This is a genomic window from Burkholderia sp. AU6039 (assembly GCF_002223365.1).
In the GTDB taxonomy this organism is placed as follows: domain Bacteria; phylum Pseudomonadota; class Gammaproteobacteria; order Burkholderiales; family Burkholderiaceae; genus Burkholderia.
On sequence record NZ_NKFK01000004.1, the window covers coordinates 643,005 to 667,518 of the forward strand.

Consider the following 24,514-nt stretch of genomic DNA (forward strand, 5'->3'; position numbering starts at 1 on the left):
GGACTTTTCGGATCGGCATCACAAAGCGAAATGGCTTGCTTCCAAAACGACAAAAATTGAAATCGTCTACTGATTACCATCAGAAACAACGGCTTACGGAACTTCGCTTCGCCCCCTCTGTCGCAGAATAGGCTATCGACTCGACTTGCTCGATAGAAAAAGCGGGAACTCCGATGCCCACGCTTGCTCTAAGGAATTAGCACTCGGTTTCCGGGAGTGCTAAGATGGCTCCCGGAATCTCATCCGAGACCGGGGGTTTGTCCCTGATTCCAAAGGAGTTTTTTAGTGAGCAACGCCCTGACCCTCCCGAACACCCTGAGCCCGACGCCGGCCAAGGCCGCATCGGCAGGCTCGCTGGCGCTCGCAGCCCAATCGATGTTGCCGGGCCAGCTTGGCAACATCGACGCGTATATCCAGGCCGTCAATCGCATTCCGCTGCTGACGCCGGAAGAGGAACGCCAGTACGCGACCGAATTCCGCGAGGGCAACAACCTCGACTCGGCACGCCGCCTCGTGCTGTCGCACCTGCGGCTCGTCGTGTCGATCTCGCGCAACTATCTCGGCTACGGTCTCCCGCACGGCGACCTGATCCAGGAAGGCAACATCGGCCTGATGAAGGCCGTGAAGCGCTTCGATCCGGCCCAGAACGTGCGTCTCGTGTCGTACGCGATCCACTGGATCAAGGCCGAGATTCACGAGTACATCCTGCGCAACTGGCGCACGGTGAAGGTCGCGACGACGAAGGCGCAGCGCAAGCTGTTCTTCAACCTGCGCAGCCACAAGAAAGGCCTGCAGGCGATGACGCCCGAGGAAATCGACGGCCTCGCGAAGGAACTGAACGTCAAGCGCGAAGACGTGACCGAAATGGAAACGCGCCTGTCGGGCGGCGACATCGCGCTCGAAGGGCAGGTCGAGGACGGCGAGGAGTCGTACGCGCCGATCGCCTACCTGGCCGACTCGCACAACGAACCGACCGCCGTGCTGGCCGCGCGTCAGCGCGACACGCTGCAGACGGACGGCATCGCGCAGGCACTCGGCGCACTCGACGCGCGCAGCCGCCGCATCATCGAGGCGCGCTGGCTGCACGTCGACGACGACGGCTCGGGCGGCTCGACGCTGCACGATCTCGCCGCCGAGTTCGGTGTGTCGGCGGAACGCATCCGCCAGATCGAGGCGAGCGCGATGAAAAAGATGCGCACCGCCCTCGCCGAATACGCGTAAATCGCTGCGATTTAGAGCGCTTCATCAAAAACCGCTGCCCGACCGGCAGCGGTTTTTTTTCGCCCGTCTTTTCCGCTGCTTTTCATTCGCTGCTTCGGTCGTTTCTCGGCGCGTTTCAGTGCGGATTAATTGACCTGATTCGTCAGGTAATAGGCCGTTTGGGGGCCCCTTCCGCATAACCTTGATCTGCCTCAAGTTTCGGCCCGTGTTTCGCGACGGTCTGCCGCAGCGCAGCACTCGGCATCGGAAAGCCGTCCTTTTAAAATTGGCATGTCAGGCGCAAAAGGATTAAAACAGCTTCACGGCCGTCATAAATCCGACGTAAAGTCGCCCCAAATCAGATTTAAATCGATTCAGGATATTCGCCTTGATCTCGATCAATAAAGAGCCTGCGCCGCCGCCCGCGCGGCCGGCCGGCACGATCGGCTGGCGCGCGCGCATCGCCGCGTGGGCACGCGGCCCGACCCTCGCCCGCGACATCACCCTGGTGCTGATCGTCAAGCTGATCCTCCTGATGTCGCTCAAATACGCATTCTTCAATCATCCGCAGGCCGAGCACATGTCGTTGCCGCCTGCCGCCGTCGCCGAGAAGCTGCTCTCGGTACCGGCGCCTGCATCTACCGAGGGAGACCACCATGATAAGTAGTGAAGTCGTCGATCTGTCACGTCTGCAGTTCGGCATCACGGCGCTCTACCACTTCCTGTTCGTGCCGCTGACGCTCGGCCTGTCCTGGCTGCTCGTCATCATGGAAGCGGTGTACGTGATGACCGGCAAACAGGTCTACAAGGACATGACCCAGTTCTGGGGCAAGCTGTTCGGGATCAACTTCGCGATGGGCGTGACGACCGGCATCACGCTCGAATTCCAGTTCGGCACGAACTGGTCGTACTACTCGCACTATGTCGGCGACATCTTCGGCGTACCGCTCGCGGTCGAAGGCCTGATGGCGTTCTTCCTCGAATCGACGTTCGTCGGCCTGTTCTTCTTCGGCTGGAACCGCCTGTCGAAGGTCAAGCACCTGATGGTCACGTTCCTCGTCGCGCTCGGCTCGAACCTGTCCGCGCTGTGGATCCTCGTCGCGAACGGCTGGATGAACAACCCGGTCGGTGCCGAGTTCAACTACCAGACGATGCGCATGGAGATGACGAGCCTGTTCGACGTGCTGTTCAACCCGGTCGCGCAGGTGAAGTTCGTGCATACGGTATCGGCCGGCTATGTGTCGGCGGCGATGTTCGTGCTCGGCGTGTCGTCGTGGTACCTGCTGAAGAAGCGCGACGTCGACTTCGCGCTGCGCTCGTTCGCGGTCGCGGCCGGCTTCGGCCTCGCGGCGACGCTGTGCGTGATCGTGCTCGGTGACGAATCGGGCTATACGACCGGCGAAGTGCAGAAGATGAAGCTCGCCGCGATCGAATCCGAATGGGAAACGCAGCCGGCACCCGCATCGTTCACGCTGATCGGCATCCCGAACCAGGAAGAACAGCGCACCGACTATGCGATCAAGATCCCGTACGCGCTCGGCCTGATCGCGACGCGCTCGATCGACGAACCGGTGATCGGCCTGCGCGAGCTCGCGAAGCACAGCGAGGAGCACATCCAGAGCGGGATGGTTGCGTACGGCGCGCTGCAGAAGATCAAGCAGGGCGACACGAGCGACGCGACCCGCGCGCTGTTCGACCAGCACAAGCAGTATCTCGGCTACGGGCTGATGCTCAAGCAGTTCACGCCGAACGTGGTCGACGCGACGCCCGAGCAGATCAAGGCCGCCGCGAAGAAGACGATCCCGCCGGTCGCGCCCGTGTTCTTCTCGTTCCGGATCATGGTGGCCCTCGGCTTCCTGTTCGTCGCGACGTTCATCGCCGCGTTCTGGTTCTGCGCGCGCCGCGAACTGCTGCAGGACAACCGCCGCTGGTTCCTCCGCTATGCGGTGTGGGCGATCCCGCTGCCGTGGATCGCGATCGAATTCGGCTGGATCGTCGCCGAGCTCGGCCGCCAGCCGTGGACGATCGCCGGCGTGCTGCCGACGCACCTGTCCGCGTCGAGCCTGCAACCGAGCGACCTGTACCTGAGTCTCGCGGGCTTCATCCTGTTCTATACCGCGCTGTTCGTCATCGAGATCAAGCTGATGTTCAAGTACGCGCGCCTCGGCCCGTCGTCGCTGCATACCGGCCGCTATCACCACGAAATCGCGGCCGCCAGCGAGCGCGCCACGGCGTGAGCACGCACCTGAAACGGAACAAGGAATCGCTATGGACTATGCAACTCTCAAGCTGATCTGGTGGCTGCTCGTCGGCGTGCTGCTGATCGGCTTCGCCGTCACCGACGGCTTCGACATGGGCGCGACCGCGCTGCTGCCGTTCCTCGGCAAGACCGACGAGGAGCGCCGCATCATCGTCAACACCGTCGGCGCGACGTGGGAAGGCAACCAGGTGTGGCTGATCACGGCCGGCGGCGCGATGTTCGCGGCCTGGCCGCTCGTCTACGCGGCGTCGTTCTCCGGCTTCTACTTCGCGATGCTGCTCGTGCTGTTCGCGCTGTTCTTCCGGCCGGTGGGCTTCGACTACCGCAGCAAGCGGCCCGACCCGCGCTGGCGTGCGGGCTGGGACTGGGGCCTGTTCGTCGGCGGCTTCGTGCCGGCGCTCGTGTTCGGCGTCGCGTTCGGCAACCTGCTGCAAGGCGTGCCGTTCAAGTTCGACAGCGACCTGCGCGTGACCTACTACGGCGGCTTCTGGGCGCTGCTGAACCCGTTCGCGCTGCTGTGCGGGCTCGTCAGCCTCACGATGCTCGTCGCGCACGGTGCGGCCTTCATCAAGATGAAGACGGACGGCGTGATCGCGCGCCGTGCGTCGGTCGCGCTGCGCGTGGCGTCGTTCCTCGCGGTCGTGCTGTTCGTGCTGGCCGGCGTGCTGGTCGCGTCGACCATCGGCGGCTTCCACATCACGCACGCCGCGCCCACCGATACGGTCGCGAACCCGCTGCTCAAGGACGTCGCCGCCGGCTCGGGCCTGTGGCTCGCGAACTACGGCGAATTCCCGTGGATGATCGCGGCGCCCGTTGTCGCGATCGCCGGCGGCCTGATCGCGCTGCTGCTCGCCGGCTCGAAGCAGGAGAAGACGGCGTTCTTCTGCACGGGCCTGATGATCACCGGCGTGATCCTGACCGCCGGCTTCTCGATGTTCCCGTTCATCATGCCGTCGTCGCTCGACCCGCGCAGCAGCCTGACCGTGTGGGATTCCACGTCGAGCCACATGACGCTGCAGGTGATGCTGTTCGCGGTGATCGTGTTCCTGCCGATCGTCCTGCTCTACACGAGCTGGGTGTATCGCGTGATGCGCGGCAAGGTCACGCGCGAGGTGCTCGAAGAGAACAAGCATTCGCTGTATTGATGCTTTGAACCGGGCCGGGGCGCGCACGCGCCCTCGCCCACCGTTTCGCAAGGAGTCGGATCATGTGGTATTTCAGCTGGATTCTCGGTATCGGCGTCGCGCTGTCGTTCGGCATCGTCAATGCGATGTGGCTCGAAGCGCGGCAGAAGACGCAGGAAGCACGCGTTCGCCACGACTGATGCGCGCGCGGCCAATCGCGCCGCCGCCGTCCGGAAGGAACCTCGCCTCGCGCGAGGTTTTTTTTCGCCCCGGCCGGCTGGACAGGCCCGCCGGCGCGATGCCAATTTAGCGCCAGATTGATACCACTTGAATACCAATAAAAGGTTTCATAAGATCTTTGGACACGGCCGCTGACAGGCCGAATCCTTCCGGGTGGGGGAGACATGCGAATCCCGAATGTGGCGCGCGCTGGCGCGCCGTCTCGTCGTCGGCGCGTGGCGGCCGGTTGTGCGTCGTCGGCGAGTGTCGCCGTCATCGACCGCGCAGGTCGCGCGCGCGTCGCTGCCCATGGGCACGTCGTCACGGCATCCACATCAGCAGCAGCCGCTGCCGTGCACCGCCGATGAAGACGCGCACCCGCCCGCGCCGATCCGACCGGCACGCCTGCCCGCCACCCGTTCCGTAACGCACGCGCCCGCGTGCCGACTTCGCGCGGAGCAGCACATCGCCCGCGCACCCTGTTGTCCCCGCAGCTCCGTTGAAAGACCCGCTCGCAGCGACGTCATCCCGTGACGCCGCTACGCCCCCTTTTGTCTCAGGAGTCCGCATGAACCGAACCTTGTCCACCCTGTTTGCCGGCCTGCTGATCGCTGCGCTGTCGCCGGTCGCGCTCGGCGCGCCGCCAGCGTCGAGCGCGGCGCTCGCGACGGCCGGCACCGTCCGTCCACCCGTGCCGCCGGCCGATCTCGCGACGCAGTTGTCGAACGGCCTCGCGTTGCGCGTCGCCGTCGACAACAATCATGCAGCTGCGGCCGGCGTGCCGTGCGCCGATCTCGGCGCCGACGGCGCGGCCTGCGCGACCGGCCGCCTGATCCTGCAGAACCGCGGCCACCAGGCGATCGCCGACGGCGGCTGGAAGCTCTACCTGCACAGCATCCGCCGCCTGCTGCGGATCGACCGCCCCGGCTTCGCGCTGCGGCGGCTCACCGGCGACCTGTACGAACTGACGCCGCAACCGGGCTCGGTGCGGCTGGCACCGGGCGAGCGCATCGAGCTGCCGTTCGTCGCCGAATACTGGCTGCTGCGCTACAGCGACGTGATCCCGCGCCCGTACGTGGTCGTCGACGGCGCGCCGCCCGCCGTGCTCCGCTACAACGACACCGACGACGAGTTGCGCTACGTCGAATCGCTGCCGGCCGACGCGCAGAACAACTCGACCGGCAATGCGCCGCCCGTCGCCGCGCGGCCCGACGCGAGCCGCGCGCTGCCGAGCGTGAAGCGCGAGCAGCCGCTGCCCGGCACGCTCGACCTGCGCGGCGTCGAGCTCACGCTGCCGAACCTGCCGGACGCGCAGGTCGCGGCGCTGCGCGAGCGCGCGGCGACACTCGGGCTCGACGGCGCACGCGTGCCGGTGTGGGGCGCCGTCGCGCCGCGCCGGCTGCCGGCCGACATCGCGACGCCGGGCGGCTACCGGCTCGCGATCGGGCCGCGCGGCGCGTTCATCGAAGCGTACGATCGTGCCGGCCTCTACTACGGCGTGCAGACGCTCTACTCGCTCGCGCCCGCCGGCGGCGGCCCGATCCCGGCGATGCTCGTCGAGGATGCGCCGCGCTTCACGCATCGCGGAATGCACGTCGATCTCGCACGCAACTTCAAGCACCCGGCGACACTGCGCCGGCTGATCGACCAGATGAGCGCGTACAAGCTCAACCGTCTGCACCTGCATCTGTCGGACGACGAGGGCTGGCGCATCGAGATTCCCGGCTTGCCCGAACTCACCGAGATCGGGGCGCGCCGCTGCCATGACCCGAGTGAGACGCGCTGCCTGCTGCCGCAGCTCGGCTCCGGCCCGGACAACCGCTCCGGCGGCGGCTACCTGACGCGCGACGACTACGTGTCGCTGGTGCGCTACGCAGCCGCGCATTTCGTCGAGATCATCCCCGAGATCGACATGCCCGCGCATGCGCGGGCGGCCGTCGTGACGATGGAAGCACGCTACAAGCGGCTGCATGCGGCCGGCCGCGAGCAGGAAGCGAACGCATACCGGCTGCTCGATCCGCAGGACACGTCGAACCTGACGACGGTGCAGTTCTACGACCGGCGCAGCGACCTGAACCCGTGCGTGCCGGGCGCGCTCAATTTCGCGTCGAAGGTGATCCGCGAGATCGCGGCGATGCATGCGGACGCGCAGGCGCCGCTGCACACCTGGCACTACGGCGGCGACGAGGCGAAGAACATCTTCCTCGGCGGGGGCTTCCAGCCGCTGAACGGCACCGATCCGAACAAGGGGCGCATCGACCTCGCCGCGCAGGACAAGCCGTGGGCGCGTTCGCCCGCGTGCACGGCACTGCTCCAGCGCGGCGAGATCAAGTCGATCGACGAGTTGCCGACGCGTTTCGCGCAACAGGTGAGCGCGGCGGTCAACGCGAACGGGATCGACACGATGGCCGCGTGGCAGGACGGCATCAAGCATGCGAACGGGCCGCAGGACTTCAGCACGCGCCACGTGATGGTGTCGCTGTGGGACACGATCTTCTGGGGCGCATCGGACAGCGCGCGCGACCTGAGCGGCAAGGGCTACCAGACGGTGCTCGCGCTGCCCGACTACCTGTACTTCGACTTCCCGTACACGCTCAACCCGCGCGAGCGCGGCTACTACTGGGGCTCGCACGCGACGGACGAGTACAAGGTGTTTTCGCTCGCGCCGGAGAACCTGCCGCAGAACGCCGAAGTGATGGGCGACCGTGACGGCAACACGTTCGAGGTGACGGGCACGGGCCCCGCGCCGCGCATCGAAGGCATGCAGGGGCAGGCGTGGGGCGAGGTGATGCGCAACGACACCTTCCTCGAATACATGGCCTATCCGCGGCTGCTGGCGCTGGCCGAGCGTGCATGGCACCGGGCCGACTGGGAGCTGCCGTATGCGGCCGGCGTGCGCTTCAGGCGCGGCGACACGCATCACGTCGACACGGCCGCGCTGCAACGCGACTGGGCCGGCTTCGCGACGCTGCTCACGCAACGCGAACTGCCGAAGCTCGACCGGGCCGGCGTCGGCTACCGGAAGCCGACCTTCACGCTGACGAATCCGTGAACGGCTGAGCGGTTGCAGGGCTGAGCGACGGCACGACGCAGGCGAACGCATCGCGCCATCACCCGCACCAAAGAAAAACGGCTTGCGACGCATCGCAAGCCGTTTTCGTTTTACTGACCGGCCCGAACCCGCAGCGCGGATCGGATCGGATCGGCTTCATCGCATCAGCGTCAGGCCGGTTGTGCGGCCGCCCCGCTGCCCGACGGCGGCAGGCGCGCGCCGAGCTGTTCGGCATAGCGTGCCGCCGCGTTGCCGCAGACGATGTGGAACGTATCGAGCGACACCCACGCGACGTCGAGCGCACCGAGACGATCGCGATCGACCGCCGACGGATCGCGCACGACCACCCGCAGGCGCGTGGTCGCGACCGCGTCGAGCGACACGACGTTGGTCGCGCCGCCGAACACCGCGAGCCAGCGCGTCGGCTCCGGATCGAGCGGGCCGGCGGCCGCGCCCGTGACGGGCTGTGCCGCGGCGGCCGTCGCCGTCGATGCCGCGCCTGCTGCGCCGCTGCCGATGGCCGCACGCATCTCGTCGGCAATGATGTCGGCCTCGGGCCCGATGATCACCTGCACGCTGTTGCCGCCGCGCTTGAGCACGCCGCGTGCGCCGATCGACTTCAGTTCCGGCTCCGACACCTTCTCCGGATCGACGACGGTCAGGCGCAGGCGCGTCGTGCACGCGTCGACGACCGACAGGTTGCCTGCCCCGCCGAGCGCGGCGATGTAGCGTTGCGCACGCGGTGCAGCGGCAACCGCAGCGGCACCTGCAGCCGGCGCGACGAAGCCGCCCGATGCGTACGATTCCGCGGCCGCGTCGGCCGATGCCGGCTCACGGCCCGGCGTGGCCATGTTGAACTTGCGGATGAAGAAGCGGAACAGCCCGTAGTACGCGGCGCCGTACGCGATGCCGAGCGGGATCGCGATCCAGCCCTTCGTCGACAGCCCGTAGTTCAGCACGTAGTCGATCGCACCGGCCGAGAACGTGAAGCCGAGCTTCACGCCGAGGATCTGGCAGATCGCGAGCGACAGCCCCGTCAGCACCGCGTGGATCACGTACAGCACCGGTGCGAGGAACATGAAGCTGAATTCGATCGGCTCGGTCACCCCGGTCAGGAACGACGTGAGCGCCATCGAGAACAGCAGGCCGCCGACCATCGCGCGGCGTTCCTTCGGCGCTTCGTGCAGCATCGCGAGGCACGCGGCCGGCAGGCCGAACATCATGATCGGGAAGAAACCGGCCATGAAGGTGCCCGCGGTCGGGTCGCCCGCGAAGAAGCGGTGCAGGTCGCCGTGCACGATCTCGCCGCCGGCGGGCGGCGTGAAGTTGCCGAACACGAACCATGCGAGCGAGTTGATGATGTGGTGCAGGCCCGTGACGAGCAGCAGGCGGTTCAGGAAGCCGAACACGAACGCACCGATCGCGCCCGCCGTCGTCAGCCACTGGCCGGCCGCGTCGATCGCATGCTGGACCGGCTGCCAGACGTACCCGAACGCGATGCCGAGTACCACGCAGACCAGGCCCGTGATGATCGGCACGAACCGTTTGCCGCCGAAGAACGCGAGGTAGTCCGGCAGTTTGATGTCCTTGTAGCGGTTGTACAGCAGGCCCGCGACCACACCCGCGATGATCCCGGACAGCACGCCCATGTTCAGCTTGGGATCGATGTCCTTCATGATCGCGGTTTCGATCAGGTAGCCGATCGCGCCCGCGAGCGCCGCCACGCCGTTGTTGTCCTTCGCGAAACCGACCGCCACGCCGATCGCGAACAGCAGCGGCAGGTTGTCGAAGATCGCGCCGCCGGCGTCGGCGATCATCTTGATGTTGAACACGTCCGGCTGGCCGAGTCGCAGCAGGATGCCGGCAACCGGCAATACCGCGATCGGCAGCATCAGCGCCCGGCCCAGGCCCTGTATTTTCAGAAACGGATTCCCGTTCATTCAGTCCTCCAATCCTTGTCTCGTCATTAATCGTCGTTGACCTAATTGCTTTCGTCTTGAAACCGGTCGCGAACCTGCCGTCGACGCTCAGTCGAGCGGCCAGACCTCGCGGCTTGCTGCCCTTACCGCCTGTGCCGAATCGAGCGCGAGCAGATCCTGCGCGCGCTGACGGCACAACTGGTAATCGAGACGGCGCACACGCGCCTTGATGCCCGGCACCGACACGGGGTCGACCGACAGTTCGGTCACGCCGAGGCCCACCAGGATCGGCACCGCGAGCGGATCGCCGCCGAGCGCACCGCACACGCCCACCCACTTGCCATGCTTCGCGGCGCCGCGCACCGCGATGTCGATCAGGCGCAGCACGGCCGGATGCAGGCCGTCGGATTGCGCGGCGAGATCGGCCTGGCAGCGGTCCATCGCGAGCGTGTACTGCGTCAGGTCGTTGGTGCCGATCGACAGGAAATCCGCGTGCTGCGCGAGCTGGTCGGCCAGCAGCGCGGCGGACGGCACCTCGATCATCACGCCGACCTCGATCGGCTCGGTGCGGCCCTGCGCGCGCGCGAATTCGTCGATGCGCTTTTTCAGGCGCACGAGCTCGCCTGCGTCGGTCACCATCGGCAGCAGGATGCGCACCGCACCGAACGGCTTCACTGCCAGCAGGCCCTGCAACTGATCGTCGAGCAGATCGGGGCGCACCTGCGCGAGACGGATGCCGCGCAGGCCGAGCGCCGGGTTCGGTTCGGGCGGCAGCGTCAGGTAGTCGACCTCCTTGTCGGCGCCGACGTCGAGCGTGCGGATGATCGCCGTGCGGCCCTGCAATGCGTCGACGATCGACTGGTAGCTCTGCTGGTGCTCGACGACCGTCGGCGCGGCCTGGCGATGGATGAACATCAGCTCGGTGCGCAGCAGGCCGACCGCGTCGGCACCGTTGTCGACCGCGGTGTTCGCGTCGTCGAGCGTCGCGATGTTCGCGGCGACCTCGATCGCACGGCCATCGACCGTCGCGGCGGCTTCACCTGCCAGTTGCCGGTTCGCCTCGCGCACGCCGTCCAGGCGCTGGCGCTCGTGCCGCGCGCGCTCGACGTCGAGCGCGGTCGGGGCGTGTTCGAGCCGGCCCGCGCTCGCATCGACGACGACCTGCGTGCCGTCCGGAATCGCGTACAGCGCATCGCCGACCGCGACCAGCGCCGGAATGCCGAGCTGCCGCGCGATGATCGCCGCGTGCGACGTCGCGCCGCCGCGCGCCATCACGAGCGCGGTCACGCGCTGGCGATCGAGCGACGACAGGTCGGACGGCGTGAATTCCTCGGCCGCGAGCACCGCTTCGTCGGGCAGCGCACGCGCGGCACCGTTCGTGTGACCGAGCGCGCGCAGCACGCGCTTCTCGATGTCGCGCAGGTCGGCCGCGCGTTCGGCGAGCAGCGCATCGTCGAGCTTCGACAGCGTGTCGATTTGCGTGCGGATCGTCGCGCGCCACGCGAAGCCCGCGCTCTTGCCGAGGCTGATCAGGTCGCGCGCCGCGTCGATCAGCGTCGGGTCTTCCAGCAGCACGCGGTGCACCGCGAAGATGCCCGCTTCGCCGACCGCGCCGCGCGCCGATGCGTTACGTACCGTTTCGTCGAGTTCGGCGTCGACGGCCTTCAGTGCCTGGTCGAGCTGGCGGCTTTCCGTGGCCGGCGTGCCGGCGGCCTGCTCGGGCGGCACGATTTCCGCAGCGTCGAGACGCACCAGCGTGCCGACCGCGATGCCGGGCGCCGCGCACACGCCTGCGAGCGTGTTCGGGTCGATGGGGGCACCGACGTTGCGCGCGACCGTCTGGGGCGCGGGCGACCTCAGCCGCGCCGGTTTCTCCTCGACTTCGCCGTGCGCTTCGCGCAGCAGCTCGTGCTCGACCGCATCGACGGCCTGCTGCGCATGCGCGCCACGGCCGACCAGTTCGACCGTCGCGCCTTCGCCGGCGCCGAGGCCGAGCAGGCCGACGACGCTCGCGATCGACGCCTTGCGGCCGTCGAACAGCACATCGACGGTCGCGTCGAACCCGCGCACGGCTTCACGCGCCCGCGCGGCCGGCCGCGCATGCAGGCCGCCCGGCTGCGCCAGCACGATTTCACGGCGCACTTCGTTTTGCGCCGCGGCGCCGGTTTGTGCCGCCTGCGCGGCCGCTTCGCCCTTGCCGCGCAGTGCCAGCAGAGGCGTCTCGCCGGCCGTCGCGAAGCCACTGGCACGATCGACGACCTCGAACGCATCCGAGTTCGCGATCGCGATCACCGACACGAGCGAATGCGCGCTGCGCGCCACCGCATCCTGGTCGAACTCGATCAGCAGCGTGCCGGCCTCGACACGCTCGCCGGCCTCGACGTGCGCGATGAAACCCTGCCCGTTCAGCTCGACCGTGTCGATGCCGATGTGCAGCAGCACTTCCGCGCCTTGCGGCGTCGTGATCGTCACCGCGTGGCCCGTGCGCGCGAGATGCGACACGACGCCCGCGCACGGCGCGACGAGCTGGCCCGCGAGCGGGTCGATGCCGATGCCGTCGCCGAACATCCCGCCGGAGAACACCGGATCGGGCACGTCGGCCAGTGCGACGATCGGCCCCGTCATGGGGCTAAGCAGGACGATCTGATCGTGGGTGGGGCTCTTCAACTGGGACTCCTCGGCGCGTCTCATCGGCGGTCTCGGCTATCAGTGCGTTTCGGTGACTTTGTTCAGGTGGCGCGGCGTGTCGGGATTGCGGCCGCGCGCAACGGCGAGATCCGCCGCCATCACGTAGAACGAAAGAATGGCGGCGATCGGGTCGAGCGCCGAATGGGCAGACTGCGCGAGCGGCAGCGTCGCGCCGGGTATGCCGGCGGGCGCCGCGAGCAGCACGGCGGCGCCGCGGGCGCGCATGTCCGCGGCAAGCTGCAGCAGGCCGGCCTGCTCGGGCCCCGGCGGAGCGAACACGAGCAGCGGATAGTCGCGGTCGATCAGCTCCATCGGGCCGTGACGGACTTCGGCGCTCGAGAACGCCTCGGCCTGGATGCCGGACGTTTCCTTCAGCTTCAGCGCGGCTTCCTGCGCGATCGCGAGGCCCAGGCCACGGCCGATCACGATCATCCGCTCGACACCCGCGAGCGCCGCGACGGCCTGCGACCAGTCGAGCTGGCCGGCCTGTGCGAGCACGTCGGGCAGGCCGCGCAGTGCGGTCATCAGCGCGGCGTCGCGCTGCCAGTACGCGACGATCTGCGCGGACAGCGACAGCATCGCGATATAGCTCTTCGTCGCGGCCACCGACAGTTCGGGGCCGGCGAGCAGCGGCAACTGGTGCTCGCACGCGTCGGCGAGCGGCGACGGCAGCACGTTCACGGCGGCGACGGTGCGCGCGCCGGCTTCGCGCAGCGCGGCCATCGTATTGACGAGATCGGGGCTCTTGCCCGACTGGGAGAAGGCGATCGCGAGCTGGTCCTGCACCTTCAGCGGCGCCTGCTGCAGCGTCGCGACCGACATCGGCAGCGACGCGACCGGCACGCCGAGGCGGCTCATCGTCAGGCTCGCGAAATAGCTCGCGGCGTGATCCGAGCTGCCGCGCGCGACCGTCAGCGCGACGGCCGGCGGGTGATCGAGCAATTGGCCGGCAAGCGCTTCGACGCGCGTCGTGTCGGCGATCTGCGCGGCGACGACCTGGGCGGACTCGCGCGCTTCCTTAAGCATATTCGACAATCGATTCTCCTTCGACGTAGGTCGCGGTGAGGTTCAGGTCGCGGTCGAACACCGCGAGGTCGGCCCATGCGCCGCGCTCGAGGCGGCCGCGATCGGCGACGCCGAGGTAGTCGGCCGCGTAGCGCGACATCCGGTTCGACACGTCGGCGATCGGCAGGCCGAGCGATACGAGGTTGCGCAGCGCCTGGTCCATCGTCAGCGTGCTGCCGGCGAGCGTGCCGTCGGCGAGGCGCACGCCGCCGAGGCACTTCGTCACGTGCTGGCTGCCGAGCCGGTATTCGCCGTCGGGCATGCCGGTTGCCGACGTGCTGTCGGTCACGACGTACAGGCGCGGGATCGCGCGCAGCGCAGCACGAATCGCGCCCGGGTGGACGTGCAGCAGGTCGGGGATGATTTCCGCGTATTCGGCGTGGGCAAGCGCCGCCCCCACCAGGCCCGGGTTGCGGTGATGCAGCGGCGACATCGCGTTGAACAGGTGCGTGAAACCGCACGCGCCATGCTTGAGCGCGGCCACCGCGTCGTCGTAGGTCGCGAGCGAATGGCCGAGCTGCACGCGCACGCCGCGCGCGGCCATCTCGCCGATGATCTCGATGTGGCCGGCGATTTCCGGCGCGAGCGTGACGACGCGGATCGGCGCGATCGACAGGTACTTCAGCACTTCGTCGAGCACCGCCGACACGGCCGCGTCGGGCTGCGCGCCGAGCTTGCCGGGGTTGATGTACGGGCCTTCGAGGTGCACGCCGAGCACGCGCGCGCCGCCCGGCGTGCGGGTGCGCGCGACGGTGCCGAGGTTCGCGACGACCTGCATCAGTTCGTCGCGCGGCGCGGTCATCGTCGTCGCGAGCAGGCTCGTCGTGCCGAATTGCGCGTGCGTGCGGGCGATCGTCTCGATCGCGTCGCCGCCTTCCATCACGTCGGCGCCACCACCGCCGTGCACGTGCAGGTCGATGAAGCCGGGCAGGATGTAAGGCGCGTCGTTCTTCGCGGGATCGACGGGCGTGCCGTCGAGGGTCGTGATGCGGCCGTTCTCGCTATCGAGCGAACCGTGAATCCAGCCGTCGGGGGTAAGGATGTTTCCAGTCAGCATGACGTTCTCTTGATGATCTGGTGACGCGGGCATCCGCGTCGTGATTTGCAAATCCGTGTCGTTGCTTCACGCGTGTCGCGCGCGGGCAGTCTCGCGCGTCAGCGTTTCAGTTCGGCGACGAAGTCGTAGTAATCGTCGCGGCAATACGTTTCACTCACTTCGATCGCGCGCTGGTCGGCGCCGTAGCCGATCCGCGTGATCACCAGCAGGGCCGATCCCGGCTTCACCGCCATCCATTTCGCGATCGCGTGCGTCGCGTTCGCCGCGCGAAAGTGCTGCAGCGCGCGCACGACGGTCATGCCGCGCGCTTCGAGGTATTCGTACAGCGACGCGCCGAGCACCTGCGGATCGGGCACCACCGCGGCCGGCAGCGTCGAGTGTTCGACGGCCATCACGATGCCGTCCGCGCGGCGCAGCCGTTCGAGCCGCGCCACCGTCGCGCCGGGCGCGAGGCCGAGCCGCGTGATCTCGTCGCGGTTTGCGGCACGCAGCGTGCGCGACAGCCACACCGAATCGGGCACGAAACCGCGCTGCTGCATCTTCGCGGTGAAGCCGACGAGACGCGACAGCGGATCGGCGACGCGCGGCGTGATGAAGCTGCCCGCCCCGCGCGCCCGCTTGATCAGCCCCTGCTCGACCAGCAGCGCGAGGGCGCGACGGGCCGTGATCCGCGACACGCCGACCGACACCGACAGCAGCCGTTCCGACGGCAGCGCCTCGCCGGCCCGCCACGCGCCGGCGTGGATCGCGCTCGCCAGATTGCGGGCGAGCTGCAGATAGAGCGGCGTATCGCTGAGGGGATCGGGCGCCAGTTCGGACCAGCCGGTTTCCATGTGCCTCCGGGTGTCGGACGACGACCGCAGGCCGTCGAAAGTGAGGGCATTATATAACCACCATAATACCAGTCAACGAACTGGTATTAGTGGTGCGGAAATCGCTGGAAGCCTTGCCCGGCAAGCGTTTTAGTTCTCACAAACTCTTTGTTTACAATGAAGTACGGGGTAGGGATTTACCCGGATTGGTATGCAAGGGGACAGTTCCAGTACGCGGTTCGGCCAGGTTTTGGGCACGAATATGAGACCTGGATAGAACCAGTTTGGCCAACTGGTATGCACGGGTGGCGACGCACCGCGCGTTCGGCGGCGCGCGCCGGTTGCGTCAGTGGAATCAGTGGAATTCGCGGCTCGACGTGCGCAGGCCGCCGAGCAGCGGCGTCAGATCCTCGAAATGCTGCACGACGAGGTGCCTCACGTCGCTCGCGACCTGCCACACGCCGGACGCGGCAAGCAGCCGCGAATCGAGGGTTTCGCGGCGCTGCCGCGCGAGCAGCTCGGGCCGGACGATCAGGTTCACGCAGCCCGTTTCGTCCTCGAGCGTCATGAACATCACGCCTTTCGCGGTGCCCGGCATCTGCCGCGCGGTCACGAGCCCGCACGCGCGCGCGAGCCGCCCGTCGGGGCGGTCGTGCAATTCGGCCGCGGACGACAGCCGCCGCGCGCGCAGTTCGGACCGCAGCAGCGCGACGGGATGGCGGTTCAGCGTGAGGCCGGTGGTGTGATAGTCGGCGAGGATGTCGTCGGCTTCCGACGGCGCGCCGAGTGCGGGCTTCTCCACTTCGTCGATCGGCGCGGTCGCGAGCAGGTCGCGTTCGGGGGCGGCCGCAACCGCTTGCCATAGCGCATCGCGGCGATGGCCGGCGAGCGTCGCAAGCGCGTTCGCGGCGGCGAGCGCTTCGAGATCGCGGCGTTCGAGCTGCGCGCGGCGTGCGAGGGTGTCGACGTTGTCGAACCGGCCGGCCGCCGTGCGCGCGGCTTCGATGCGGCGTGCGGCGGCTTCGCCGAGCCCCCGCACGAGCGACAGGCCGAGCCGCACGGCCGGCTGGCCGTGCGGCGGCGGCTGATCGGGCAGCGCTTCGAGCGATGCTTCCCAGTTGCTTTGCGTCACGTCGATCGGCCGCACCTGCACGCCGTGCCGCTTCGCGTCCTGCACGAGCTGCGACGGCGGGTAGAAACCCATCGGCTGGCTGTTCAGCAGCGCGGCGAGGAAGATCGCCGGTTCGTGGCATTTGAGCCAGCTGCTGGCGTACGCGAGTTTCGCGAAGCTGGCTGCGTGGCTTTCGGGGAAACCGTAATCGCCGAAGCCCTTGATCTGTTCGAAGATCTGTTCGGCGAAGTCGGGCGGATAGTCGCGCTCGCGCATCCCGTCGACGATCTTGCGGTGATATTTCTCGAGATTGCCCTTGCGCTTCCATGCGGCCATCGCGCGACGCAGTTCATCCGCCTCGCCGGGCGTGAAGCCTGCCGCGATCATCGCGATCTGCATCACCTGCTCCTGGAAGATCGGCACGCCGCACGTCCGTTCGAGCGCGGGTTTCAATTCCTCTTTGGGATAACTGACCTTTTCGAGTCCCTGGCGCCGTTTCAGATAAGGGTGCACGGCCCCGCCCTGGATCGGCCCCGGCCGCACGATCGCCACCTCGATCACCAGATCGTAGTAAGTCTCCGGGCGCAGGCGCGGCAGCATCGACATCTGCGCGCGCGATTCGATCTGGAACACGCCAACCGTGTCGGCACGACAGATCATGTCGTAAGTCGCCTTGTCATCCTGCGGAATGTGCTTCAGCGTGAACGGCTCGCCATCCGGCTCCGGCGGCCCGCGCCACGCGGTACGCATGTCGAATGCGCGATGCAGCGCCGACAGCATGCCGAGCGCGAGCACGTCGACCTTCATCAGCTTGAGCGATTCGAGGTCGTCTTTATCCCACTGGATCACGCGCCGCCCGTCCATCGCCGCGTTCTCGACCGGCACGAGCCGCGTGAGCTTGCCGCGGCTGATCACGAAGCCGCCCGAGTGCTGCGACAGATGACGCGGAAAGTTGAGGAGCCGCGCGGCGAGCCGGGCCCATGCCTGGATGAGCGGCGTCTCGGGATCAAGCCCGATCGTCGAGAATTGCTGCAGCAGGTCGCGGCTACCGTCGAACCAGCGGTGCGCTTTCGCGACGCGATCGACCAGCATCGGATCGACGCCGAGCGCCTTGCCGGTTTCGCGCAGCACGCCGCGCGGACGATACGTCGATACGGCGGCTGCGAGTGCTGCGCGGTTGTGTCCGTACTTCTCGTAGATATGCTGAATCACCTCTTCCCGACGCTGATGCTCGAAGTCGACGTCGATATCGGGCGGCTCGCCGCGTTCCGCGCTGATGAAGCGCTCGAACAGCATCGTGCTTTGCTCGGGATTCACCTCGGTGATGCCGAGGCAGAAGCAGACGACCGAGTTCGCCGCCGAGCCACGCCCCTGGCACAGGATGTTCTGGCTGCGTGCGTATTTGACGATGTCGTAGACGGTCAGGAAGAACGGTTCGTAACTCAGTTGCGCGATCAGGTCGAGTTCATACCGGATCTGCTTCGACACCTTCTCCGGCACACCTTGCGGATAGCGTGTGGCCGCCCCGGCCATGGTTTCCTGCTCCAGATAGCTCGTCGGCGTATGCCCCTTCGGCACGATCTCGTCGGGATACTCGTAGCGCAGCGAATCCAGTTCGAAAGGACACGCATCGAGAATCGCGCACGTCTCCGCAATCTCCTCCGGCGAGAACAGATTCCCGATCCGGTTCCGCCCACGCAAATGCTGTTCCGCATTCGGCGCAAGCGCATACCCGCACTCGGAAACCGGCATGCCGACGCGAATCGCCGTCATCACGTCCTGCAGTTCCTTGCATGAGCGCCGGTGCATCGTCACGTCGCCCAGCGCGACGACACGCACGCCACGCCGCTCACCCGCCGCACGAATCTCCTCGCGCTGCGCACCGTCCAGCGCGCGCTGCAGCTGCACGAGCCCGAGCCGCGCCCGCTCGCCGAACGTCGTGCGAAACCACGCGACCTGCGCATCGAGTACATCAGCACGCACTGGATACGTCGGCACGAGGATGGCGAAGCAATCAGGCATGCCGCGCAAATGCGCAAACTCCGCTGGCGGCGCCGACAGCATCCGCGACGTCAGCTTGTAAGTCCCCTTCGGCGACGCCATCCGCCGCCACGAGATCATCTCGGACAGGTTGCCGTAGCCCTCGCGATTCTGCGCCAGCAACACGAGCCCGAACGCGCCGGGGCCCGGATCGTGGCCGGGTGCGACTTCATCCGGCGTGACGTCGAAATACGACCCGATGACGAGCGGCAACCCTTTCGCCTTCGCCGCGACGTGCATGCGCGGCGCGCCGGCAAGCGAGCATTCGTCGGTGATCGCGATCCCGCGATAGCCGAGCTCGACCGCGCGCTCGACCAGTTCCTCCGCATGCGACGCGCCATGCAGGAACGAAAAGTTCGAACGGCAGAACAATTCCGCGTAATCGGGCAGCCAGCTGAATTCCGCAACCATCACCGTTCACCCGAACAGGCCGTGCAGGAACCAGCGCGGCTCGGCCTCGCTCCCCGCCCGCTCCTTGAACACCCAGTAGCACGCGCCGGCCTCGTCCTGCGCGACGCAGTAATCGCGCGCAGCGAGCTGACCGTCGAACCACCCGGCCTCGATCCGCTCCACCGACGACATCATCCTCAGCGGCGTATGAAATACCGGCCGCTCCCCGCGCATCAACAGCGGCAGCGGCTCCGCCAGCAACCAGGCTGGCCTCGGCGGCACGGCGGGCGGCCCGGGAGCCGGCTTGCCCGCCTGCGCATCGAGCGGCAGCCAGCGGTTCGCCGCCTCGGGCCGGTGATCGGCGACGGGCGCCGCGCGCAGCACGTTGTCCGCGCCGAGCCGCGCGACCAGCAGCTCGAACAACCGCGCGCGCGTCTCGCGCGTGCCGCCCGGCTCGGGGAAAAGATCGTCGGCCGGCGGCGCGACCGATTCGACCCGCGTGGCCTTCAGCCGCACCGCAATCACCGCGGCCGGCAACTCGACGCGCGCGAGCCGCTCGCCGAGCAGCCGCATGAAATGCGCCTCATCGCGCACGGGCGACGCGAACGCGAGCTCGAGCGGCGTTGGCGGCACGGCCTGGCGGCCGCGCTCGTGTTCGAGATCGAACGTCATCGCGGCCAGCGACAGGTGCCGCGCGGCCAGCCAGCCGCACAGCTGCACGACGAGCCGCCGCGCCACGAACAACACGGCTTCCGCGTATTCGACCCGCTCCTGCAATTCGAGCCGCACGTCGAACACGGGCGGCACCGCCATCCACGCAAGCGGCTCGACCGCGTCGCCATACGCACGATCGAGCGCAGCCAGCAACGCGGGACCGCAACGGCGCTGCAGCCCCGCGCGCGGCAGGCCGCGCAGATCGGCGAGCGTGCGGCAACCGAGCCCGTCGAACCAGCCCGCATACGGACGCGCATCGGGCAGCAGCACGCAGGGCAGCCGGTCGAGCGCGCGAACAAGCGAGGCCGGGCTCGCGACGCGGCGCCGGATCCGCGCACGGGCCGACACACGCGCGAGCAGCCACGCGCCGCCCCCGGTCGGCGCGGCGGACAGGCGTGCCGCATAGCCGAGCGCCGCGAGCGTCGCGCGCACCTGGCGGCACAGCGATGGCAAGCCGCCGAACAAGCGCAGGCTCGGGCCGACGTCGACGAGCAGCGTGGCTTCGTCGCCGAGCGCGACGCACGGCGAGAAGCGCAGCAACGCGAGCGCGACCGCGCGCAGCGCATCGGCCTCGCGCGCGGGATCGCGTTCGACGAGCTGCGTGTGCGGCGCGAGCGTGAGCACGCCGCCGCGCTTCATGCCCGCGCGCACGCCCTGCCGGCGCGCGGCCGCGTCGGCGATCAGCACGACACCCTGCTCGAGCACCGCACTGCCTGCGCTGCCGGCCTCGCCCGCCTCGCCGTCAGACGGAAGCGCGACGCACACGTCGAGCGGCAGGCGCGGCAGATGGATGCCGAGCAAGACGCGCATAGCGGCTCTCCACGATGGGCGACGGCAGGTCGAGCACGAGCGGCTCGCTGCGGGCGGGGCCGCGTCGCTTGACGATGTCGAGCGACACGCCGCCCGGCACCGGGTACAGCGCAACGCGCAGCACGGCCGGCGACGGTTGCCGCTCGGCCGACAGCGGGCGCAGCATCACGAACAGCGTGTCGCCCGTGCGCGCGGCCGCGAGATGCAGGCGCCGCAGCGCATCGGGCCGCGCGTCCTGCCACAGCAGCAGCGCGCCGCAACAACCGGTCTTGAGTGCCTGCTCGGCGGCCCACAACGCATCCGTGTGGCTGCCGGCACGCAGCCACAGCAGCGCGTCGGCCGGCACGCCGAGACTGGCGAGCGCGGTCGCATGCGGCGACTGCGGCGGCGCGACGAGCGCGAGTGGCCGCCGGGCACTGACGGTGCGCGCGAGCGCGGGCGCGAGCAGCCGCATCTCGCCGCAGCCCGGCTGCGCGGCCAGCAGTTCGACGAGCCCGCCGACCGGCCAGCCGCCGCCCGGCAATTCGGCCGACAGCGGCGCGAAGCCGGTCTCGATCGTGCGCGGACCGCCGCGCGCGAGCTGCGAGCCGCGCCACAGCGACGGATGAAGGGATTCGGGAGAAATGGAGGATGCGAGCATGATGCCACCCACAACTGTATGGATATACAGTATATGGCAATGCGTCCACGCCGCACAGTACTGGTACGAAACCGGTATTTCGTCAGATGAAAGACGGGTGAAAAGCCGGCAGGCCCACGACATGACGGCGGGTCGCCCCCGGCATCACCGGCTCGCACCGCCCCGACGCCCGCCACACCAGTCGGGCGCAGGCGCATGCGAACCGAATCGCGCAGCCCGGCCGAACCAGGCAGAGCCCGGCCCGGCCGGCCAACCGGCACGATGCGCACCCTGCACACCGCGCCGGTCCACCATCTGACCGTCAGCCGAGCAGCAGCGCGTCGTCGTCGAGCTGCTCGTGCCGCACCTTCTCGAACATCTGCAGCAGGTCCGGCACGTCGAGCCCCTTGCGCGCGTCGCCCGACACGTCGAGCACGACCTGCCCCTGGTGCAGCATCACCGTGCGGTCGCCGTAGTCGAGCGCCTGCCGCATGCTGTGCGTGACCATCATCGTCGTCAGCTTGCTCTCGGCGACGATGCGCGCGGTCAGCTCCAGCACGAACGCGGCCGTCTTCGGGTCGAGCGCGGCCGTGTGCTCGTCGAGCAGCAGGATCCGCGACGGCCGCAGCGACGCCATCAACAGGCTCACCGCCTGCCGCTGGCCGCCCGACAGCAGCCCGATCCGGTCGGTCAGCCGGTTCTCGAGGCCGAGGTTCAGCAGCCGCAGCTTGTCGCGGAACCGCTCGCGCGACGGCCGGTCGAGCGCGGCCCGGAAGCCGCGCCGCGCACCGCGCGCCATCGCGAGCGCCATGTTCTCCTCGATCGTCAGCGCCTCGCAGGTGCCGGCCATCGGATCCTGGAACACGCGCGCGACGAGGTGCGCGCGATCCCACGCGGCCTTGCGCGTAACATCGGTGCCGTCGATCGAGATGCGTCCCGCATCGACGGCCTGGTCGCCGCTGACCGCATTGAGGAAGGTCGACTTGCCGGCGCCGTTCGAGCCGATCACCGCGACGAACTGGCCGTCGGGAATCTCGAGCGACAGCCCGCGCAGCGCGCGCGTCTCGATCGGCGTGCCGGGATTGAACGTGAGTTTCAGGTCTTGTGCGGAGAGCATGTCAGGCACCTCCGTTCTTGCGCGCGAACAGCTTCTTGCGCGTCGCCGGCAGCACCAGCGCGATCGTGACGAGCGCCGCCGTCACGAGGTTCAGATCCTGCGCCTGCAGCCCGATGAATTCGCTGTTGAGCGCAAGCGCGATGAAGAAGCGATAGACGATCGCGCCGAGCACGACGGCGAGCGTCGTCAGCACGAGCCGGCGCGCCGGCAGCAGCGTCTCGCCGATGATCACCGCGGCCAGCCCGATCACGATCGTGCCGATCCCCATCGAGATATCCGCGCCGCCCTGCGTCTGCGCGAACAGGGCGCCGGCAAGCGCGACGAGCGCGTTCGACAGCGCCATCCCGGCGAGCGTCGCGCGACCAGTCGCGATGCCTTGCGCACGCGCCATCCGCGGGTTCGCGCCGGTCGCGCGCATCGCGAGGCCGAGCTGCGACGAGAAGAACCAGTCGAGGCCGAGCTTCGCGACCACGACGACGATCGCGAGCAGTGCCGGGCGCAGCACGTAGTCGGGCATCCAGTCCGGCTGCAGCACGGTGAAAATGGTCGGCTCGGTGATGAGCGGCACGTTCGGCCGGCCCATGATCCGCAGGTTCACCGAATAGAGCGCGATCATCATCAGGATACTGGCGAGCAGGTCCATGATCTTCAGGCGCACGTTGAGCCAGCCGGTGATGAAGCCGGCCACCGCGCCCGCGACGATCGCGATGCAGGTCGCGCTGAACGGGTCGTAGCCGGCCGAGATCAGCGTCGCGGCGACGGCGCCGCCGAGCGGAAAGCTGCCGTCGACGGTGAGGTCGGGGAAGTTGAGGATGCGAAACGAGATCAGCACCCCGAGGGCGACGAGGCTGAAGATCAGGCCGATCTCCAGCGCGCCCAGAAACGAGAACAGAGACATGATGGGGAAATCCTGTTGCTTCCCGGCCGGACGTGTACGGCCGGGCGAAGCGAACAGGCGGCCCCGGGTGGGAGCCGCCCGTCCGGCGGTGTCGTTCAGGCCCGGATCGGGCCCGCAAGCGCGGCGGTCGGGCCGCGGCTTACTTGATGACCGTCTTCGCGTCCTTGAGCAGGTCCGTCGACAGCGTCACGCCCTGCTTCGCGGCCGCGCCCGTGTTCGCGAACAACTCGAGGTTGCTGCTCGTTTCCGATGCGATCGCGCCCGGCTTCTCGCCCTTCAGGATGCGCGCGACGACCTTGCCCGTCTGGCGGCCGAGGTCGCCGTAGTTGATGCCGAGCGCCGCGATGCCGCCGCGCTTCACGCTGTCGGTGTCGCCGGCGACGAGCGGGATCTTCGCTTCGTTCGCGACCTTCACGAGCGCTTCGTACGCGGACACGACGTTGTTGTCGGTGTTCGTGTAGATCACGTCGACCTTGCCGATCAGGCTCTTCGCGGCCGGGCCGATGTCGACGGTGCGCGGCGCGGCCGCTTCCTTCAGCGTCATCCCCTGCTTCGCGAGGATCTCCTTGAGTTCCTTCACGACGACGACCGAGTTCGCCTCGCCCGGGTTGTAGACCATGCCGACCGTCTTCGCATTCGGCACGACGCGCTTGATCAGCGCGACCTGGCGATCGAGCGGCAGCTTGTCGGATACGCCCGTCACGTTGGTGCCCGACGGGCCCCAGCCCTTCACGAGCTGCGCGGCGACCGGATCGGTCACGCCCGAATAGACGACCGGCACGCTCTTCGTCGATGCCACCACTGCCTGCGCGGCCGGCGTCGCGATCGCGACGATCACGTCGGGCTGGTCGCCGACGAACTTGCGCGCGATCTGCGCGGCCGTGCCCGTGTTGCCCTGCGCGCTCTGGTATTCCCACTTGAGCTTGTCGTCGCCGTAACCTTCCGCCTTCAGCTCGGCGCGCACGCCGTCGCGGATCGCGTCGAGCGCCGGGTGGTCGACGATCGACAGCACCTTGACGGTCTGGGCGTGCACGGCACCGGCCAGCGCGAGTGCGGCCACGCCGGCCGTGATCGAACGGATCGCAAAAGTCTTGAAACGCTTCATGGGTGTGTCTCCCCCGTATTGTGTCGGTTCTGGATGATGGATTCCCGCCGCCGCCGTCGGGCGGGCGCCGCCATGCGTGCGACGCGCTGGCGAACGGCCCGCGCACGCTCCGGGAAAGCGTGCAGCGGCGAACGCACGAGGATACCATTTCCGCAGACCACCGCCTGACTCCACGCTTTCGTATCGCGCCCCGGATTGCAGCGCGCGCCGACGTGCGCGAACGCGCGCGAAGCCCGGCCGGCGGCGGTTCCCGCCGGCCCCGGCGCAACGCGTCAGCCGCGCTCGCGGCTTTACGTTATGCTGTCGGCCGACCC

Annotated in this window: 17 protein-coding genes; 6 read left to right on the forward strand and 11 right to left on the reverse strand. The window is 68.2% G+C overall.

Going from position 1 to position 24,514, the window contains the following annotated elements; translation table 11 throughout:
* Positions 1-285 precede the first annotated feature (285 nt).
* The 6 genes from rpoH to CFB39_RS15710 all read left to right on the forward strand — a co-directional run bounded on the left by rpoH (position 286) and on the right by CFB39_RS15710 (position 7,855).
* Positions 286-1,221, forward strand: a complete 936-nt coding sequence (gene rpoH / locus CFB39_RS15680; RefSeq protein ID WP_089426365.1) for an RNA polymerase sigma factor RpoH — start codon at positions 286-288, stop codon at positions 1,219-1,221.
* A gap of 367 nt (positions 1,222-1,588) precedes the next feature.
* Positions 1,589-1,867, forward strand: a complete 279-nt coding sequence (gene cydP, locus CFB39_RS15685; RefSeq protein ID WP_089426366.1) for a cytochrome oxidase putative small subunit CydP — start codon at positions 1,589-1,591, stop codon at positions 1,865-1,867.
* The gene (locus tag CFB39_RS15690) at positions 1,857-3,437 is read left to right on the forward strand and encodes a cytochrome ubiquinol oxidase subunit I (RefSeq protein WP_089431704.1); all 1,581 of its coding nucleotides are present in this window, start codon (positions 1,857-1,859) and stop codon (positions 3,435-3,437) included. The genes cydP and CFB39_RS15690 overlap by 11 nt, the downstream gene beginning before the upstream one ends.
* Positions 3,438-3,468: 31 nt before the next feature.
* On the forward strand, positions 3,469-4,605 hold the full coding sequence (cydB, locus tag CFB39_RS15695) for a cytochrome d ubiquinol oxidase subunit II (RefSeq protein WP_089431705.1): 1,137 nt from the start codon (positions 3,469-3,471) through the stop codon (positions 4,603-4,605).
* Positions 4,606-4,667: 62 nt separating this feature from the next.
* A complete protein-coding gene (gene cydX, locus CFB39_RS15700) occupies positions 4,668-4,784 on the forward strand; it encodes a cytochrome bd-I oxidase subunit CydX (protein ID WP_011353251.1) in 117 nt (38 codons plus the stop codon).
* 587 nt (positions 4,785-5,371) lie between these two features.
* Positions 5,372-7,855, forward strand: coding sequence for a family 20 glycosylhydrolase (locus CFB39_RS15710; RefSeq protein ID WP_089473588.1), 2,484 nt, complete (start codon positions 5,372-5,374; stop codon positions 7,853-7,855).
* Positions 7,856-8,025: 170 nt separating this feature from the next.
* On the opposite strand, the gene nagE is transcribed toward CFB39_RS15710, so the two are convergent.
* The 11 genes from nagE to CFB39_RS15765 all read right to left on the reverse strand — a co-directional run bounded on the left by nagE (position 8,026) and on the right by CFB39_RS15765 (position 24,200).
* Positions 8,026-9,795, reverse strand: a complete 1,770-nt coding sequence (nagE, locus tag CFB39_RS15715) for an N-acetylglucosamine-specific PTS transporter subunit IIBC (RefSeq protein WP_089426370.1) — start codon at positions 9,793-9,795, stop codon at positions 8,026-8,028.
* Between the two features lie 87 nt (positions 9,796-9,882).
* A complete protein-coding gene (gene ptsP / locus CFB39_RS15720) occupies positions 9,883-12,465 on the reverse strand; it encodes a phosphoenolpyruvate--protein phosphotransferase (RefSeq protein WP_089473589.1) in 2,583 nt (860 codons plus the stop codon).
* Positions 12,466-12,480: 15 nt separating this feature from the next.
* Positions 12,481-13,488: an SIS domain-containing protein gene (locus tag CFB39_RS15725; protein WP_179250069.1), complete on the reverse strand. Its 1,008-nt coding sequence runs from the start codon at positions 13,486-13,488 to the stop codon at positions 12,481-12,483.
* Positions 13,481-14,584, reverse strand: a complete 1,104-nt coding sequence (nagA, locus tag CFB39_RS15730) for an N-acetylglucosamine-6-phosphate deacetylase (protein ID WP_089426373.1) — start codon at positions 14,582-14,584, stop codon at positions 13,481-13,483. Before nagA ends, CFB39_RS15725 begins: the two co-directional genes overlap by 8 nt.
* 98 nt (positions 14,585-14,682) lie before the next feature.
* Positions 14,683-15,417, reverse strand: a complete 735-nt coding sequence (locus tag CFB39_RS15735) for a GntR family transcriptional regulator (protein WP_043187255.1) — start codon at positions 15,415-15,417, stop codon at positions 14,683-14,685.
* Positions 15,418-15,751: 334 nt separating this feature from the next.
* On the reverse strand, positions 15,752-18,958 hold the full coding sequence (locus CFB39_RS15740) for an error-prone DNA polymerase (RefSeq protein WP_089473590.1): 3,207 nt from the start codon (positions 18,956-18,958) through the stop codon (positions 15,752-15,754).
* A 6-nt stretch (positions 18,959-18,964) separates the two neighbouring features.
* The gene (locus CFB39_RS15745) at positions 18,965-20,461 is read right to left on the reverse strand and encodes a DNA polymerase Y family protein (RefSeq protein WP_089426375.1); all 1,497 of its coding nucleotides are present in this window, start codon (positions 20,459-20,461) and stop codon (positions 18,965-18,967) included.
* Entirely contained in the window at positions 20,394-21,101 is a 708-nt protein-coding gene (imuA, locus tag CFB39_RS15750; protein ID WP_069248915.1) for a translesion DNA synthesis-associated protein ImuA, read from the reverse strand. Before imuA ends, CFB39_RS15745 begins: the two co-directional genes overlap by 68 nt.
* A 301-nt stretch (positions 21,102-21,402) precedes the next feature.
* Entirely contained in the window at positions 21,403-22,197 is a 795-nt protein-coding gene (locus CFB39_RS15755) for an ABC transporter ATP-binding protein (RefSeq protein ID WP_089473591.1), read from the reverse strand.
* Position 22,198: 1 nt separating this feature from the next.
* A complete protein-coding gene (locus CFB39_RS15760) occupies positions 22,199-23,095 on the reverse strand; it encodes an ABC transporter permease (RefSeq protein WP_089473592.1) in 897 nt (298 codons plus the stop codon).
* Between the two features lie 139 nt (positions 23,096-23,234).
* Positions 23,235-24,200: an ABC transporter substrate-binding protein gene (locus CFB39_RS15765; RefSeq protein ID WP_089473593.1), complete on the reverse strand. Its 966-nt coding sequence runs from the start codon at positions 24,198-24,200 to the stop codon at positions 23,235-23,237.
* Positions 24,201-24,514: the final 314 nt, after the last annotated feature.